General features: G+C 40.2%; 18 protein-coding genes and 1 riboswitch. Of the genes, 13 read left to right on the plus strand and 5 right to left on the minus strand.

Going from position 1 to position 15,554, the window contains the following annotated elements; all coding sequences use genetic code 11:
- Position 1: 1 nt before the first annotated feature.
- Entirely contained in the window at positions 2 to 532 is a 531-nt protein-coding gene (locus ACP7A0_RS00340) for a 1,2-dihydroxy-3-keto-5-methylthiopentene dioxygenase (RefSeq protein WP_060596118.1), read from the plus strand.
- A 301-nt stretch (positions 533 to 833) separates the two neighbouring features.
- Entirely contained in the window at positions 834 to 1,076 is a 243-nt protein-coding gene (locus tag ACP7A0_RS00345; protein WP_034662891.1) for an aspartyl-phosphate phosphatase Spo0E family protein, read from the plus strand.
- A 46-nt stretch (positions 1,077 to 1,122) separates the two neighbouring features.
- On the opposite strand, the gene ACP7A0_RS00350 is transcribed toward ACP7A0_RS00345, so the two are convergent.
- Positions 1,123 to 2,628, minus strand: a complete 1,506-nt coding sequence (locus ACP7A0_RS00350; RefSeq protein WP_066030978.1) for an ATP-binding protein — start codon at positions 2,626 to 2,628, stop codon at positions 1,123 to 1,125.
- 205 nt (positions 2,629 to 2,833) lie between these two features.
- Here ACP7A0_RS00350 and ACP7A0_RS00355 point away from each other — a divergent pair, with 205 nt between their 5' ends.
- Positions 2,834 to 3,289 (plus strand): MarR family winged helix-turn-helix transcriptional regulator, encoded by a 456-nt coding sequence (locus ACP7A0_RS00355; RefSeq protein ID WP_034662884.1) that lies wholly within the window; start codon positions 2,834 to 2,836, stop codon positions 3,287 to 3,289.
- A gap of 29 nt (positions 3,290 to 3,318) precedes the next feature.
- Here the strand turns inward: ACP7A0_RS00355 and motB are convergent, their stop codons facing one another.
- From motB to ACP7A0_RS00370, 3 genes are all read right to left on the minus strand, one after another.
- Positions 3,319 to 4,083 (minus strand): flagellar motor protein MotB, encoded by a 765-nt coding sequence (gene motB, locus ACP7A0_RS00360; protein ID WP_060596120.1) that lies wholly within the window; start codon positions 4,081 to 4,083, stop codon positions 3,319 to 3,321.
- Entirely contained in the window at positions 4,076 to 4,870 is a 795-nt protein-coding gene (motA, locus tag ACP7A0_RS00365) for a flagellar motor stator protein MotA (RefSeq protein ID WP_034662877.1), read from the minus strand. The genes motB and motA overlap by 8 nt, the downstream gene beginning before the upstream one ends.
- Before the next feature lie 375 nt (positions 4,871 to 5,245).
- Positions 5,246 to 7,348, minus strand: a complete 2,103-nt coding sequence (locus ACP7A0_RS00370; RefSeq protein ID WP_106030763.1) for an ATP-dependent Clp protease ATP-binding subunit — start codon at positions 7,346 to 7,348, stop codon at positions 5,246 to 5,248.
- 243 nt (positions 7,349 to 7,591) lie between these two features.
- On the opposite strand from ACP7A0_RS00370, the gene ACP7A0_RS00375 reads away from it, so the two are divergent.
- The 6 genes from ACP7A0_RS00375 to ACP7A0_RS00400 all read left to right on the plus strand — a co-directional run bounded on the left by ACP7A0_RS00375 (position 7,592) and on the right by ACP7A0_RS00400 (position 11,734).
- Positions 7,592 to 8,635: a YkvI family membrane protein gene (locus tag ACP7A0_RS00375; RefSeq protein ID WP_106036740.1), complete on the plus strand. Its 1,044-nt coding sequence runs from the start codon at positions 7,592 to 7,594 to the stop codon at positions 8,633 to 8,635.
- 72 nt (positions 8,636 to 8,707) lie between these two features.
- A riboswitch (PreQ1 riboswitch) is annotated at positions 8,708 to 8,752 on the plus strand.
- Positions 8,753 to 8,910: 158 nt separating this feature from the next.
- Positions 8,911 to 9,567 carry a 7-cyano-7-deazaguanine synthase QueC gene (queC, locus tag ACP7A0_RS00380; RefSeq protein ID WP_024424683.1) on the plus strand — a complete coding sequence of 219 codons (657 nt, stop codon included), beginning with the start codon at positions 8,911 to 8,913 and terminating at the stop codon, positions 9,565 to 9,567.
- The gene (gene queD / locus ACP7A0_RS00385; RefSeq protein WP_060596123.1) at positions 9,568 to 10,008 is read left to right on the plus strand and encodes a 6-carboxytetrahydropterin synthase QueD; all 441 of its coding nucleotides are present in this window, start codon (positions 9,568 to 9,570) and stop codon (positions 10,006 to 10,008) included.
- The gene (queE, locus tag ACP7A0_RS00390) at positions 10,001 to 10,732 is read left to right on the plus strand and encodes a 7-carboxy-7-deazaguanine synthase QueE (RefSeq protein ID WP_034662862.1); all 732 of its coding nucleotides are present in this window, start codon (positions 10,001 to 10,003) and stop codon (positions 10,730 to 10,732) included. The genes queD and queE overlap by 8 nt, the downstream gene beginning before the upstream one ends.
- A gap of 15 nt (positions 10,733 to 10,747) precedes the next feature.
- Entirely contained in the window at positions 10,748 to 11,245 is a 498-nt protein-coding gene (queF, locus tag ACP7A0_RS00395; protein WP_003211403.1) for a preQ(1) synthase, read from the plus strand.
- Between the two features lie 270 nt (positions 11,246 to 11,515).
- Positions 11,516 to 11,734, plus strand: a complete 219-nt coding sequence (locus tag ACP7A0_RS00400) for a hypothetical protein (protein WP_034662856.1) — start codon at positions 11,516 to 11,518, stop codon at positions 11,732 to 11,734.
- A gap of 123 nt (positions 11,735 to 11,857) precedes the next feature.
- On the opposite strand, the gene ACP7A0_RS00405 is transcribed toward ACP7A0_RS00400, so the two are convergent.
- Positions 11,858 to 12,046: a YkvS family protein gene (locus tag ACP7A0_RS00405; protein ID WP_003211747.1), complete on the minus strand. Its 189-nt coding sequence runs from the start codon at positions 12,044 to 12,046 to the stop codon at positions 11,858 to 11,860.
- Positions 12,047 to 12,213: 167 nt separating this feature from the next.
- On the opposite strand from ACP7A0_RS00405, the gene ACP7A0_RS00410 reads away from it, so the two are divergent.
- The 4 genes from ACP7A0_RS00410 to stoA all read left to right on the plus strand — a co-directional run bounded on the left by ACP7A0_RS00410 (position 12,214) and on the right by stoA (position 15,542).
- Positions 12,214 to 12,408 carry a hypothetical protein gene (locus ACP7A0_RS00410; RefSeq protein ID WP_024424688.1) on the plus strand — a complete coding sequence of 65 codons (195 nt, stop codon included), beginning with the start codon at positions 12,214 to 12,216 and terminating at the stop codon, positions 12,406 to 12,408.
- A 307-nt stretch (positions 12,409 to 12,715) separates the two neighbouring features.
- A complete protein-coding gene (locus ACP7A0_RS00415; protein WP_095285075.1) occupies positions 12,716 to 13,369 on the plus strand; it encodes a cell wall hydrolase in 654 nt (217 codons plus the stop codon).
- 313 nt (positions 13,370 to 13,682) lie between these two features.
- A complete protein-coding gene (locus ACP7A0_RS00420; RefSeq protein ID WP_034662848.1) occupies positions 13,683 to 14,999 on the plus strand; it encodes a polysaccharide biosynthesis protein in 1,317 nt (438 codons plus the stop codon).
- A 54-nt stretch (positions 15,000 to 15,053) separates the two neighbouring features.
- The gene (gene stoA / locus ACP7A0_RS00425) at positions 15,054 to 15,542 is read left to right on the plus strand and encodes an endospore biogenesis thiol-disulfide oxidoreductase StoA (protein WP_060596125.1); all 489 of its coding nucleotides are present in this window, start codon (positions 15,054 to 15,056) and stop codon (positions 15,540 to 15,542) included.
- Positions 15,543 to 15,554 lie beyond the last annotated feature (12 nt).

A 15,554-nucleotide genomic window follows, 5' to 3' on the forward strand; every position in this document is an offset into this window, starting at 1 on the left:
CATGGCGACGATTTTGATTCATAACGAAGAGAACACATTACTTGAAAACGAGCAAGAGGTAGCAGCATATTTAGAAAAGCAGGGGGTCATTTATGAACATTGGGATATTGCAAAGCTGCCAAACCGGTTATCAGAAAAGTATGATTTAACAGATGAGGAAAAGGAAGAGATTTTGACTGTTTTTCAAAAGGAAATCCAGCGTATATCTGAAAAACGAGGGTACAAAGCGCAGGATGTGATTTCATTATCTGACGCCACACCAAATCTAGATGAGCTGCTCCAAAATTTTAAGCGTGAGCATCATCATACAGATGACGAAGTACGTTTTATTGTAAGCGGGCATGGAATCTTTGCCATTCAGGGTAAGGATGGCGTCTTTTTTGATGTGAGACTGAATCCAGGCGATTTAATTTCTGTCCCGCCACATATTCGTCACTACTTTACACTTCAAGAGGATCGCAAAGTGGTCGCAGTTCGCATATTTGTCACAACTGAGGGCTGGGTGCCAATTTACGAGGAAGAAACGGTTTAATGACAGGAGCTGATCATTCCGCATGAGGCGGATGATCAGCTTTTTTTTAGGAAAATAGGCATAAAATGAGAAAGAAAATAGTTGATTTTGATCTTCTGCATAGGATAAAATTCTGTTTAATCCATGTGTCAGTCCTGTCCAAATTTGAAGTTTACCCCCAAATTAGATTGGGTAAGAGGTCTTTAGGCTGTAAAAAATTAAATAAAATAAGCATATTTAATTTAATTTACAAATAAAGTATAATTTTGGTGTCGGATCATTTTGAGCATAGACAGTCGAATTCATTGCGGGAGCTGAGATCATGAATATTTATGTAAGGAAAGAACAATTGCTGATGTCCATTGATGAGAAGAGAAAACAGATGGTAGAAGCTGCTCAAGCGGAAGGCTACACTGGTGAGACGACAATTAAATATAGTCAAGAACTAGACAACCTGATGAATGAGTATCAGTATCTCCTTTTTCATGAGAAACAATCTGCCCCCTCCTTTCATGATCTTGTATCTCAAATGAGTCTTCTATCTGTGAACCGCCCTTCTTATTGACATGAAAAACCGGTCTTGCCTAAGCAAAACCGGCTGAATGTTTCAACTATGCTGAGTGAGCAGAAGGAAGCATGATCATGACGGTTGTTCCTTTATTCACTTCGCTTTGAATATCAATTGTCCCGCCATACATCGAAATAATTCGTTTACACACGACAAGCCCAAGACCTGTACCTTTTTCCTTCGACGTAATAAAAGGAAGGAAGATATGCTTTAACATTTCTTCTGGTATGCCTTCACCCGTATCTTTCACTTTAATGATGACATGTTCTGTTTCAGCCTCAATCAAAATCTTCAAATGACCGCCATTTGGCATCGCTTCTAACGAGTTCTTCGCTACATTTAATACGACTTGTTTAATGTGATCCTTTGTGCAATATACCCCAACATCTTGAATCGTATTAATTTGCAAATCAACCTCAACATTATAAAGGTTCGCCTCAGAGAAAACGATCGGCATGATCTCACTTACAATTTCTTTTACAGAGTTATTCTGCCATTTTTCTGCTGTTGGTTTCCCTAATACAAGAAACTCACTGACGATTTGGTTGATTCGTTTAATTTCTTCTTCAATGACAGAAAAATAGAGCTGATCTTCTTCTGAATGATACTTCTTTTGCAAAAGCTGTATAAATCCGCTGATCCCTGTTAATGGGTTGCGAATTTCGTGTGCCGTACTTGCTGCGAGGGTTCCGATTAATTCAAGCTTTTGCGCTTCATTTTGGTGACGCTCCTGCTGGGTTTGACGCCTTAAAATGATATATTGAACAAGTGTGAATAAAATATTTAATAAAATAAAAGCACTGGATAAAGGGATCAGCATAACAGACAGCACTTCACCTGTAGACGCGCGCTGCGGAAAGACCTCCAGCTTCCAGCTGTTTTCATCTAAATATGTAGACACGGTGCTGCCATTTTCTGATGCTGGCTGCGGACCACTTGTAAACACCACATGTCCATTTTGATTCAGCATCTTAAAATGAAGATCAGGGTTCAATACATTCATAATATTTCTTAAATAATCAATTTGAATGGCGGCGACTAGCACATTGGTGACTTCTTCATTTTCATCTAGCACAGGCACGCAAATGGAGAGAATCCGCTGTTTTGTAATTCGGCTCACATAGTTATCTGTGATCACCGTCTGCTTGGTCACTTGAATGCGCTTAAAGTAATCTCTAAATGACAGGTTGATTTTTTCCTTTAACGGTGTGGTGCTTACTGATACATTTCCTTTTTTGTCTAGGAGATACAGACCTGAAAAACGAGGTTCTTGTTTATAGATTTTCTCTAGGATGTTTTGTACTTTTTTCGTCTCAAGAGGCTGGTCAAATCCCATGGCAAGTGAAGTTAATCTCGCTTCTGTTTCACTAATTAAATAATTCATTTGGTTTTTGTGAATATTTAACATAAGTGTAGCAGTTTGTTTGTTTTTTAAGTCGATTTTTTCCGTTTCTTTTTCGTAGATAAAATAACTAATGATTAGGGTTGGAATCATGACCAAAATAAGGTACAGCCTGATCTTCTTCCAAAACCCTTTCAGTATACTCATCATTCATCGCTCCAACGTATTACCTAATAGACTTATTATAGCATTGAACCTATCTTTATTACGATGGCTTGTGTGATTTTTAAAAAATTAGGTGATTCGTTCTGGTCTCATTTTCATGCTAAAGATGGATCAAGATGTTGACATTTTACTTATTGTTTATTAATGTCACATTAGTGGGTTGCATTTCATAAAGGATGATAAAAAAATGGAAAATCATAATGTTGAGAAATCTTTGAAATTATTTATTGTATTATCACGTGCCTATCGCTCAATTAATCATCACATGAACAAACATATTGTGAAGCACGGGCTGAATCCGACTGAATTTGCAGTATTAGAATTACTGTATCATAAAGGGGATCAGCCTCTTCAGCAAATCGGTGATAAGATTTTACTTGCAAGCGGCAGCATCACGTATGTGGTCGATAAATTGGAGAAGAAAGAACTCCTCAGTCGTAGGGCCTGTGCAGAAGACCGCAGGGTGACATTTGCGCATATTACCAAGCAGGGACGAGCTTTGCTTGATGATATCTTCCCAGATCATGCGAAAGAAATTCATGAGATGATTAGTGTCCTTAGCGAAGAAGAGAAGGATGCCTGCATTGATATGCTCAAACATGTGGGACTGCGTGCAAAGCATTTATATGATCATACAGAATAAATAGAAAAGGAAGCCGAGGGCTTCCTTTTTTATTTCGCTTTTTTCTCAATCGGTAAAATGAGTACTTCTACGCGTCGGTTTTTACTTCTGCCTTCTGCTGTATCGTTTGAAGCAACCGGCTTGAATTCACCGAAACCTTTTGTACTAAAGTTCTCTTGGTCTAAATTGCTGTTCTCAAGAAGAATACTCAAAAAGTTTACAGCACGAATGGCACTTAAATACCAGTTGGATTCAAATTCTGAATTTCTGATCGGTACATTATCAGTATGTCCGCTAATGACGATGTCACGAGCGGGGTTTATGACAAGTAGTTTTGAGATTTCCTTTGCTAACGGGACATCTTGAGGGCGAATAACCGCCCGGCCAGAATCAAAGAAGATACTGTCTTCTATCGTAATGAGCAAACCTTCGTCCGTGAGCTTTGTTTCGAGCTTAGCTCCAAGTTTCTTATTGGCAATGAAGGAGTCCACTTGCTTTTTGACCTTTGTGAGAACGGCATGGTCTCGAGCTTTCGCTTTGGCTTCTTCATCTTCTTCGGCTGCTTTCTTGGTCTGGTTGCTATTTTCAGTTTCTTCAGTGCTTTGCATGCTGGTTTGATCCATGACACCAGTACCACCCGTAAAGACGACATTAAAAGACTTTGCCATCTGTTCGTATTTTGCCGCATCAATCGAACTAGATGCAAATAGCACAATGAAGAGAGCGAGTAGAAGCGTCAGAAGATCGGCATAAGGGATCAGCCAAGATTCATCTACATGGTCATCGTGATCATGTTTTTTACGTTTCCTAGCCATTTTGTTTTTCTCCTTCTTCAATGACAAGATTTGCACGTTCTTTCGCTGGTAAGTACATGAGAAGTTTTTGTTCAATCACTTTTGGAGATTGACCTTCAAGAACAGAAAGGATCCCTTCGATCATAATCAGACGAAGTTTTACTTCTTCCTTTGATTTACGCTTCAGCTTGTTGGCAAATGGATGCCATAACACATACCCGGTAAAAATCCCAAGCAGTGTGGCAACGAAGGCTGCACTGATTGCATGTCCAAGTGCTTCAATATCTCCCATGTTTGCAAGTGCGGCAATAAGTCCGACAACGGCGCCAAGTACACCAAGCGTCGGAGCGTATGTACCTGCTTGCGTAAAGATTAATGCGCCTGACTGATGTCTTTCAGACATGGCGTCAACCTCTTCTGTTAAGACGTCGCGAATAAATTCTGCACTCTGACCGTCAACCGCCATGCTTAAGCCGTTCTTAAGGAAATCGTCATCTACTTCCTCAATGCTAGCTTCTAACGCCAAAAGACCTTCACGACGCGCAATTTGTGCCCAGTTTGAAAAAAGAGGGATCATTTCTTGAATCGTTGGAAGCTGGTTGTCTTTGAAAATTTTGCCGAACAATTTTGGTGTTTTCTTAATTTCACTAGATGGGAATGCGATGACAACAGCTGCAATCGTCCCAACAACAATGATCAATATAGCCGCTGGGTTGATAAGAGCGGTTAGACTCACACCTTTCAAAACCATACCGACACTCAGTGCAATAAATGCTAAAATAATACCAATTAACGATGTTTTGTCCATTATCTCACCAAATCCTTTAACTATCTTTTTCTATAGTTAATATCGGTGTCTTCTAGAAGGGTTTTAGTCAGAATATAAAATTAAGGCAGTTTCTGTGAAGAAATTTTGACGAAAGCGCTTTCTAATACCTTAAAAAAGAAGCTCCCTCTGATATAAAGGGAGTTTCTTTTTAATTTCTTTGAGCAGTTTCATTTAAAAGCAGCTCTTTTAATTTTTCTTCATACATAATTTTGACAAGATCATAGCTCCAATTCATCATGTGATCCACCTCTTTTTCTTTTATCGTAAAGGAAAAGAGGCGGAGGGGGCGTCGGCGTGCGGATGGAACTTAGACACCGCAACATGATGGAGCTGTAGATCCTTCTTAGGATGTACTTATCCTTTTTTTACTACAATTTCGTCATCTTCAACATCTACAGTAAATCCTGAAAGCTTTTCTTCTTCAAGCAATATTTCCGTCATTTGATCTTCAACATGCTCTTGAATGGTTCTTCGCAGTGGACGAGCACCAAATGCAGGGTGATATCCAAGTTCTGCAATTTTTTCTTTCGCTTCTTTTGTCACATGGACTGTTAAATGTTGCTCTTTTAATTGCTCTGACAGCTCATTGAGCAGAAGATCCACAATCTTCACTAAATCATCTCTATCTAATGAGTCAAACTGAATGATGCTGTCAAAACGGTTCAAGAATTCTGGCTTGAAATAGGCGCTGAGTGAATCAATGAGTGATTGTTCCTCAATCGCTTCTTCCTGATCAGACTGGAAGCCGACTTTGACCGTTTTATCTGTGCTGCCTGCGTTACTTGTCATGATGATGACTGTATCTTTAAAGCTGACGGTTCTGCCTTGGCTGTCTGTTAACCGGCCATCTTCCATGATTTGAAGGAACATATGCTGCACATTAGGATGTGCTTTTTCGATTTCATCCAGCAAAATGATGCTGTATGGTTTTCTGCGCACTTTTTCCGTCAGCTGACCCGCTTCATCATGTCCAACATAACCAGGAGGAGAACCAATGAGCTTGGATACTGAGTGTTTCTCCATGTACTCACTCATATCTAAACGGATGATCGCATCTCTTGAACCGAATAATTCTTCAGCTAGCGTTTTTGACAATTCGGTTTTCCCGACACCTGTTGGTCCAACGAATAGGAAGGAGCCTGTTGGTCTATGTTTCGATTTTAAGCCGGCTCTGCTTCTTTTCACAGCTTTCGCCACTTTTTCAACCGCATGTTCCTGACCAATCACCCGTGCTTTTAAGCGGACGTCAATTTCTTTCATTTTGGTTTGTTCGTCTGCTTGCAGTTTGCCGACAGGGATGCCTGTTTTTTGTTCCACAATGGCTTGAATGGCTTCTGCTGTGACGACATGTTCTTTGTCATTTGTTTTGTTTTGAAGTCTTGCTTCAATGGCTTCTTCTTCATCTCGAAGCTTCGCTGCTTTTTCGTATTGTTCTTCTTTTAAAGCAGCTTGTTTTTCAGCAGCAATTTCTGTCAGACGATTCGTTAGTTCATCTTCACTTGCTGCATCAATGGAGAGGTTCGCTTTTGAACCTGCTTCATCCATTAAATCAATGGCTTTATCCGGCAAATGACGGTCTTGAATATACCGGGAAGATAATTGAACACACGCTTGAATAGCTTCGTCTGAATAAGTGACGCCATGATAACTTTCGTACTTATCTTGAATGCCTTTTAAAATCTCGATCGCTTCATCTTGTGTTGGCTCATCCACAATGACGGGCTGGAAGCGTCGTTCAAGGGCGGCATCTTTTTCAATTTGACGATATTCTTTTAATGTCGTCGCACCTACTAGCTGAAGCTCGCCTCGTGCAAGGGCTGGTTTTAAGATGTTTCCAGCATCCATTGACCCTTCGGCAGATCCTGCGCCTACAAGAAGATGGATTTCATCTACAAATAGGATAATATTTTTACGGCTTTGCAGCTCTTTAATTAACTGCTTCATTCTTTCCTCAAATTGACCACGTATCCCTGTATTCGCTACAAGGGAGGAGACATCTAATAAATAGATTTGTTTGTTCTTTAATTTATTTGGTACATCGCCACTTGCAATTTTCAGTGCGAGTCCTTCAGCGATCGCTGTTTTCCCAACACCTGGTTCACCAATCAGAACAGGGTTATTTTTATTTCTTCTATTTAAAATTTCAATGACTCTTGCGACTTCTTCATCACGGCCGATGACTGGATCAATTAAACCAGCATTTGCGCCATCTGTTAAATTCCGGCCAAGTTCATCGAGTAAGCCTTTTTGCTTTGGCTGCTCTACGCTTTGTGCATGTCCTGCTTGCTCAGAGAAGAATGAGCTTCCCCCGAACAATTGAGGTCCCATTTTCATTTTTGATTGCTCCATCAAAGAGGTGTAGCAGTCTTCACATAAAACCATTTGGCTCCGGGACGAATTCACTTGCATATTCAGGCGAATAGTTGCTTCATTTACTTGACAATGTTGACAACGCATTTGCCATAACCTCCTTAAAATAAAGTTTGACTTTATTTGACCAATGAATGTTAAAGGAAATGGTCTGTTGTTTGACCATCTTTGACTATAGTATACTCTGACCTATTTTGACTTTCAACTGTTTTGCTCAAAGGCAGTTGAAAATCCTTTTTTGCATTTAATCATGGTTTGTCCTTCTTTTCAAGGAACTCGTCTCATAGGATAAAAAAAGACAATCGAAAGTGATGGGTGCGGAGGGGTCACATGAAACGTTCAAATGAATCCGCTTTTCAGCTTGCCTTTTTATATGTAGGAACAGTGGTTGGAGCTGGGTTTGCGACAGGAAAAGAAATCGTAGAATTTTTTGTTCGTTTTGGCTGGATTGGACTATTCGGAATCTTGATTAGCGGCGCTATTTTTACTGGACTTGGTGCAAAAATGATGCTCATTTCTAAACGAATTGAAGCAGAGTCTTATCAAGATATGAACCGGTTTCTATTTGGCACAGCTGCAAGCAGGTATATTAATGTCGTCATGTTTTTTATTTTACTAGGCGTCACTTCAGTGATGATTTCTGGCGCAGGGGCTATTTTTGAAGAGCAGCTTGGCATATCAAAGGAATATGGAATCTTTTTGACGATCATTCTGAGCGTCATTGTGCTTTTGAAAGGTTCAAAAGGATTATTTGGTGTCAATGTTCTCGTCGTCCCAATGCTTATTTTCTTTTCATTGATCGTATTTCTTGATTCATTCGTTTTTAGCAGTAGTGAAAGTTATGTTCTTGCGCTTCAAATGGGTGAGGGAGAGTGGATTTTATCAGCTATCTCATATGGAGCTTTTAATTTAGCACTTTCTCAAGCAGTGTTAGTGCCCGTCGCAAATGAAATGACCTCTGAAGCGGTGATTAAAAAGGGAGCTGTGCTTGGGGGCGTCATGCTGACCCTTATTTTACTGGCATGCTTTTTATCTCTTTCTTCATTAAATATGCTGGAGGCGTTTGATATTCCAATGGCTCAGGTAGTGTATCAAGTAGCAAACTCCATTCACCTCATTTATTTATTTGTGATCTTCGGCGAAGTCTTTACATCCGTCATAGGCAATTTATATGGACTCGAGAGACAAGTGAGGGCGTATATTCGGATGAACAGTGTCTTGACAATATCCCTTATTCTCTTATGCTGCTATGTGATTAGTAAAATCGGTTACGGTACATTGATATCAACGGTTTATCCTATTTTTGGCTATGTGAGCATCTTTTTTATCCTCTTTCTTTGTCTAAAAAAAGTGCCTGCATCTCTTGATAAGTAAAGAAGGGATAGCCTGCATGAAAAATATGTGGTACACTATCCTCTGTGAAAATTGAACAAAAATCCGTGTAAAACGGGAGAGGTTCTAGCAAAACCCTCTATAAAAAACTAAGGACTTGCCGTATCCTTGGATGTGGCATTTTTTATTTTTTATGGCTGGGACACCTCATACACTTGTAAAGGTGTCTTTTCTTTTGAGAAAATAGGGGTTTTCAAGAGCCTTTCAGATGCAGCTTTGTACGATTGTATAGATCTGCAAAAGGAGGAGAACAGAAAATGAAAAATGAAAAAGCAGTCGTTGTCTTTAGCGGGGGACAAGACAGTACGACATGTTTATTATGGGCACTTCAACAATTCGAAGAGGTAGAAACCGTGACCTTTCATTATAATCAGCGTCATCAAGAAGAAATTGATGTCGCCAAAAGAATTGCTGACAAGTTAGGTGTGAAGAATCATCTATTAGATATGTCTCTTTTGAATCAGCTGGCACCAAATGCTTTAACAAGAGATGACATTGACATTGAGGAAAAAGAAGGAGAGCTGCCTTCCACATTTGTACCAGGACGAAACTTAGTGTTCTTATCCTTCGCTTCTATTCTTGCGTATCAAATCGGAGCAAGACATATTATCACCGGTGTATGTGAAACAGACTTTAGCGGCTATCCAGATTGCCGTGACGAGTTTGTAAAGTCTTGTAATGTCACAGTGAATTTGGCGATGGAAAAACCATTTGTGATCCATACACCACTCATGTGGCTCAATAAAGCAGAAACATGGAAGCTTGCGGATGAGCTGAATGCGCTGGATTTTGTAAAAAATGAAACGCTCACTTGCTATAATGGCATCATTTCTGATGGCTGCGGGGAATGTCCTGCGTGTAAGCTTCGGAAAAATGGCTATGACACTTATATGGAAATGAAGGAGGCAAAATAAGTGCTTTCTCAAATCTATCCACAAACGAATCATCCATACTCATTTGAATTGAACAAAGATATGCATGTATCGGCTGCCCATTTCATCCCAAGAGAAGATGCAGGTGCTTGTAGCCGCGTACATGGTCATACGTACACCATCAATATAACCATTGCGGGAGACGAGCTAGATGAATCGGGTTTCCTTGTCAATTTCAGTACATTGAAGAAGCTCATTCATGGTCAGTATGATCACACACTGCTTAATGATCATGAAGAGTTCTCGTCAACCGATCCATACGCGATGCCTACTACAGAGGTTGTGGCAAAGACAGTCCATGACAAAGTAGCAGCGTATTTATCGACTTTAGCGAACAAACCGGTATGTGTTCAGGTCTTTGTGAGGGAGACTCCAACAAGCTACTGCATTTACCGGCCGAAACGAGTTGAAAACAATGGCTAAAGCGATTCCTGTATTAGAAATCTTTGGTCCGACCATTCAAGGAGAAGGGATGGTCATTGGACAAAAAACCATGTTTGTCAGAACAGCTGGCTGTGACTACTCTTGCAGCTGGTGTGATTCCGCCTTTACATGGGATGGCTCAGCGAAGCATGACATTCAGTGGCTTCACGCAGAAGACATTGTCAAAGAATTAAAAAGAATAGGCGGACAGGCTTTTTCTCATGTCACCATTTCAGGGGGGAACCCTGCGCTTTTAAAACAAATGGAATCACTTATTGATTTGCTGCACGAAGAAGGAATTGATACAGCGCTTGAAACACAAGGGACGATGTATCAGGACTGGTTTTTGAAAATCGATGATTTAACCATTTCTCCGAAGCCGCCAAGCTCAAATATGAAAACAGATTTTACGAAACTAACACGAATCATAGATGAGCTGAAAAGCGGAAATAGATTGCAGCATGCAAGCCTGAAGGTCGTGATCTTTGACGATCATGATCTAGCCTATGCAAAGGATGTTCATGCGAAATATCCAGAGCTTCCTTTTTATCTGCAGGTAGGAAATGATGACACGACAACAGGTGATGATGCGTACTTATTGACGCATTTATTAAAGAGATATGAAGCGCTTGTCGATCAAGTAGCGCAAGATCCAGACTTAAATCGCGTAAGAGTGCTGCCGCAGCTGCACACATTATTGTGGGGAAATAAACGAGGCGTATAGAAAGGAAGAGAAGACATGACGACAAGAAAACCAGAAGAATTAGAAGGTGTCACTTTACTAGGAAATCAAGGGACCAATTATTTGTTTGATTATGCACCACAAGTGCTTGAAACGTTTCCGAATAAACATACAAATAGAGATTATTTTGTGAAATTCAACTGCCCAGAATTTACGTCACTTTGTCCGCAAACAGGTCAGCCGGATTTTGCGACAGTCTATATCAGCTATATCCCAAATGAAATCATGGTCGAAAGTAAATCACTAAAATTATATTTGTTCAGCTTCCGTAACCATGGTGACTTTCATGAGGATTGTATGAACATTATTATGAACGATCTCATTGAATTGATGGACCCAAGATACATTGAAGTGTGGGGCAAATTTACACCAAGAGGCGGTATTTCAATTGACCCGTATACGAACTACGGAAAACCTGGTACCAAATATGAAGAAATGGCATCATATCGTATGATGAACCATGATATGTATCCAGAAACGATTGATAATCGCTAATCAATAGGAAAAGACATGCCTGATGACATGTCTTTTTTTACGGGGTTAAAATGAATCAATCAGGCTGAACTTATAAAAAAAGAGAAGAGTCATGTCGCTCTTCTCATACAAATGGGAATAGAACTTGCTAGGACGGCTGGGGGCTACCAGCTCGTAAACATATTATATATGACAGAACGTATGTTTGTAAAGATAAATCGTGTTTTTTGCTTATCCTATTTGCTTTGAGATAAAATAGGGGGCAATGAACGGAAAACGGAGGCGTTTGAGTTGGCAAACAAAGAAGAAAAGACAGAGAAGCTGCTGATGGAGCTAAGAGAAGAGCTTCAAATGCTCGAACATCAAAACAAAGAACGATATAAATGGAGTGCCTCCACATTGCTTGGAGTGATTGCACTTTTGATTGATAAAGGCGTTATCACCCCCGAGGAAGTTGACATGTACAAGACGAAAGCGGAAATGCAAACCTTTCATACGCAAAAAGACTGACACCGCTTCATATAGTGTCAGTCTTTTTCATATGTGATTGTCAAAGAGAGCTAAACTGTCAAACGAGAGCAGCTTTGCTTCGTATATACGTATGTAACGATAGTCTGAATTGAGGATTGCAAATTAATGTACGGAGTCTTTGATGATTTTATAGTTTTTATGATTAACGACTGTTAGTGAATCCAGTTCTAAATCTCTATAGTTGTCCATAATGGTGACATCCACAATGACAGAGTTTTCATTCACTTTTTCAACTACACCTGTTAAACCATTTCTAAATTCGATCACATTTCCAATTTTTGCAATCTTCAACCGATCCCTCTCCTTTAAAAACAGATTTCATTCCCTATTAAAAAGTATTTTGCAATATTTTCATACCAATGTAAAGGATAAAGACGTTTTTGTTTCGTTTTCGTTGTATGCTTTCCTAACGGATGGTATATTTAATATTTGATGATGGCTGTAAAGGAGCGGTTTTTTTGACTGAAGAACAAATCCTCACAATCCTTGAATCGTTACGAAATGGGACGGAAAAGCAAGTGACCATCCAAAAAGATGATTTTTTAACGTTTCGTTCGGTCTTGGTGAATCAAGATGATTTTAAGCATTTTCGCGGGATTGCGAAACATGGTGGAGATGTTATTTTTGAATATCTTACAGAAGCAAGAAGCTAAAGCTTTTTCTCATGAATGAGAGAAAGCTTTTTTATTTTAGTTCTTTTGTCACACTTCAAACGAGCTTGATACATCTGAAAAGAAAATGTAATAACCCATAATCAGGTGCATAAGGATGATTATAGGCGGAAACAGGACCTTTTTAAGCGCTAACAATGCCAGTTGATATGCAATCAAACTAATAAATTCCATTTAATGACGGAATTTGGACAGGCATGCAAATCTTTGTGCGTGAAAATAGAAGGAGCTCTTGTTAGAGTGGACAAGTATCTTACCGCCTATTTTGATTAAAGGAGGAATGAGGCGAATGATGAAAATTCATACAGCTCTTTTTGTCATCCTTATGCTGGTCGCAGCCATGAAGATGGACAACCTACAAGAGCAGCAAGGCACATTAAGTCACGAACTTTCACAAGCACCTGTTAAGCATGAGCTTTCATATATAGATCAAGATGATCACGATCAAGTCATCCCAGCATTTTCAGAGGAGAAGCGTCAGCCGAAAGTCAAAATGCTTAGTACGTCTACAGAAGAAAAGTCTTCAAAAACGAAGCAAAAGAAAAGAGTAAAATCAGAAACGACGAATGAGGAAAGCGCCAAACGCTATTCTAATGAAGAAATGGAGCTACTCTCACGATTGGTACACGCTGAAGCGAAAGGTGAATCTTACGCAGGTAAAAAAGCTGTGGCAAGCGTCGTCTTAAACAGGGTGGAGCATCGCTCGTTTCCTGACAGTGTCAAAGGTGTTATTTATCAGCGAAATGCTTTCCAGCCAGTATCGAATGGAAGTATTCATGATAAAGCAGATCAAGATTCTGTTAAAGCTGTGAAACAGGTAGTGAAAGAACATGACAGAACAACAAAGGCCATCTATTTTTATAATCCCAAAACGGCAACAGATAACTGGATTCGTTCCCGCAAAATTGTAGAACGTATCGGTCGTCACGTATTTGCCGTATAAAGAAAAGAAGCGATCAATCAGATCGCTCCAGCGTGTAGACAAACCCTCGCATTCGTTGTCAGGTCTGCGCTCCGGTGCTCACGAATGTCAAATTCGCTCCGCGCCAGTGCTCGTCCTTCCTAGACTTCAAAGGTTTTCTATCACGCTGAAAGGAAGACAAAGGGCTAAAATAAAGATCATTTTTAGCCCTTTGTCAATATTCTAAAGCGATCAATCAGATCGCTCTTTTTTTTGTCTTCAATTATCAAAATATTTTCAGGACTTGTCTCATAGAATGTGAAAAGAATTTGCTTTTAGACAAAGGGGAGGCTACATGAATCGATTTGTAAAAGGGGTCATTCTGCTATCTGTCGCAGCTTTCATTGCGGAGTGTATAGAGTTTTTAGTCAATATGATTTTAGCGAGAGAGCTTGGAGAACATGGAATGGGTCTATATATGAGTATCCTTCCAATCATCATGCTTGTCCTTGTGATCGCCAGCTTAGAGCTGCCAGTCTCCATTTCTAAATTCATTGCAGAATCGCATGAGCGGCTCCACAAAAGTATGCTCCGCCATGCGTTTAAAATGACGCTTGTGGTGACATGTACAACAACGGGGATCGCAGCGATTGTACTGCCGTTCATTCCTGTATTTCAGTCATATCATCCGCTCATGAAAGGGCTGGTGCTGTCTCTTATTCCGATTATTGCGTTTACCTCTATCGCACGCGGCTATTTTATGGGAAAGCAGCAAATGGGCAGGATCGCTCTCGCCAATATGCTGAAGAAAACGATCCAGCTTATCTGCTTGTTTTTGTTTTTTCATTGGTATTCGTTTGATATTGAAACAGCGGTACTCATTGCCATCGGTGTCATTGTCGCGAGTGATCTCGTCGTCTTTATTTATTTATACTCCCAATACGTCATGGCGAAAAATGCTGTCAATGTCAGGTCTGTTGAATTAAGAGGGATTGACGTGAGAAAGCGCCTCTTAGCCGTCTCCATTCCGACAACGGGCATGCGGATTTTTCATGCGATCGCCAATGCGGTTGAACCGTTTTTAATCAAAGGAGCGCTTATTGCAGCAGGCATCTCTGGCACACTTGCTGTTGATCATTACGGCATGCTGGCTGGTGTCGCGATGTCGATTGGTTTTTTCCCAGCGTTTATCGCCCATTCCATCATGATTGTGATGATTCCCAATGTATCTGAAGCCTATGCATTAGGTCAGTATGATCTTGTGAAAAAACGTGTCAGGCAGGCAATACTCATTACGTTTGGGTACGGGGTGCCGGCAGTGATGGTGATGTATTATTTTGCTTATCCGCTCACACATCTCTTTTTTGATTCACCGCAAGCTGCTGTCTATTTACAGCTGCTTTGGCCGTACTTTTTATGCCATCTGTTTGTGATGCCATTTCAAGCGTGTTTAATCGGTATGGGGCTCATTAAAGATGTGTTCCTACATAATATATGGGTGCATGTCGTCTCGTTTTCTATGGTCTATTTTCTTGGTTCAATTGAAAGCTTAAATATGATGGGGGTTATATTAGGGATGAATACGGGGATGCTGCTGCTGACTGCACTGCATTATGCGACAATATGTAAGGAGCTCGGCGTTTCCATGTTTCTTAGAATGAAAAAAGCTTGAATGTCATTGTGATCGAGAGGGCAAGCTATAAGAAAACTGGGAAGGAAGATCCTGATGAATCGTAAATGTCTACCCGCCAGGCTTCTCATGATGACCCTGCTTCTATTACTCATAGGCAACGATGCTGAAGCAAAAGAATCCGTTATGGCGCCAAGGATAGAGGCTTCTACATTAACTGGTGATACGCAGATGATTCCGCCGAAAGGAAAAAAGACCATCCTGCATTTTTGGACAACATGGTGCCCGTCCTGTAAAATGGAGCTGCCCGTATTTGACCAAATCGTGAAAGAAAATCAGAGTGATGTTGATATCTTAACCGTGAATTTACTAGGGGCTGAACAAAGTAAACATGCGGTTGCCCAATTTGTGAAAGACAGAAAGTTTACATTCCCGGTCATTCTAGATGAGCACGGAGAAATGATGAAGAAATACCAAATCATCACCATTCCAACCACCTTTTTGATAAATGAAAAAGGGGAAATAGTGAAAAATCATGTAGGTCCACTGACGAAAAAACAAATCAAAGAGTGGACGGATTTTTAGAACGAAACCTTA

Origin of the sequence: Bacillus sp. DWP3-1 (assembly GCF_049896565.1) — a bacterium.
Classification (GTDB): Bacteria; Bacillota; Bacilli; order Bacillales; family Bacillaceae; genus Bacillus.

Bases quoted from the DNA above. Each gene is read 5' to 3' on its own strand.
- queE (WP_034662862.1), top strand. From the start codon at position 10,001: ATGGCTAAAGCGATTCCTGTATTAGAAATCTTTGGTCCGACCATTCAA.
- motA (WP_034662877.1), bottom strand. From the start codon at position 4,870: ATGGACAAAACATCGTTAATTGGTATTATTTTAGCATTTATTGCACTG.
- stoA (WP_060596125.1), top strand. From the start codon at position 15,054: ATGAATCGTAAATGTCTACCCGCCAGGCTTCTCATGATGACCCTGCTT.
- queF (WP_003211403.1), top strand. From the start codon at position 10,748: ATGACGACAAGAAAACCAGAAGAATTAGAAGGTGTCACTTTACTAGGA.
- ACP7A0_RS00370 (WP_106030763.1), bottom strand. From the start codon at position 7,348: ATGCGTTGTCAACATTGTCAAGTAAATGAAGCAACTATTCGCCTGAAT.
- ACP7A0_RS00340 (WP_060596118.1), top strand. From the start codon at position 2: ATGGCGACGATTTTGATTCATAACGAAGAGAACACATTACTTGAAAAC.
- ACP7A0_RS00415 (WP_095285075.1), top strand. From the start codon at position 12,716: ATGATGAAAATTCATACAGCTCTTTTTGTCATCCTTATGCTGGTCGCA.
- motB (WP_060596120.1), bottom strand. From the start codon at position 4,083: ATGGCTAGGAAACGTAAAAAACATGATCACGATGACCATGTAGATGAA.
- ACP7A0_RS00355 (WP_034662884.1), top strand. From the start codon at position 2,834: ATGGAAAATCATAATGTTGAGAAATCTTTGAAATTATTTATTGTATTA.
- queC (WP_024424683.1), top strand. From the start codon at position 8,911: ATGAAAAATGAAAAAGCAGTCGTTGTCTTTAGCGGGGGACAAGACAGT.
- ACP7A0_RS00375 (WP_106036740.1), top strand. From the start codon at position 7,592: ATGAAACGTTCAAATGAATCCGCTTTTCAGCTTGCCTTTTTATATGTA.
- ACP7A0_RS00345 (WP_034662891.1), top strand. From the start codon at position 834: ATGAATATTTATGTAAGGAAAGAACAATTGCTGATGTCCATTGATGAG.
- ACP7A0_RS00420 (WP_034662848.1), top strand. From the start codon at position 13,683: ATGAATCGATTTGTAAAAGGGGTCATTCTGCTATCTGTCGCAGCTTTC.
- ACP7A0_RS00350 (WP_066030978.1), bottom strand. From the start codon at position 2,628: ATGAGTATACTGAAAGGGTTTTGGAAGAAGATCAGGCTGTACCTTATT.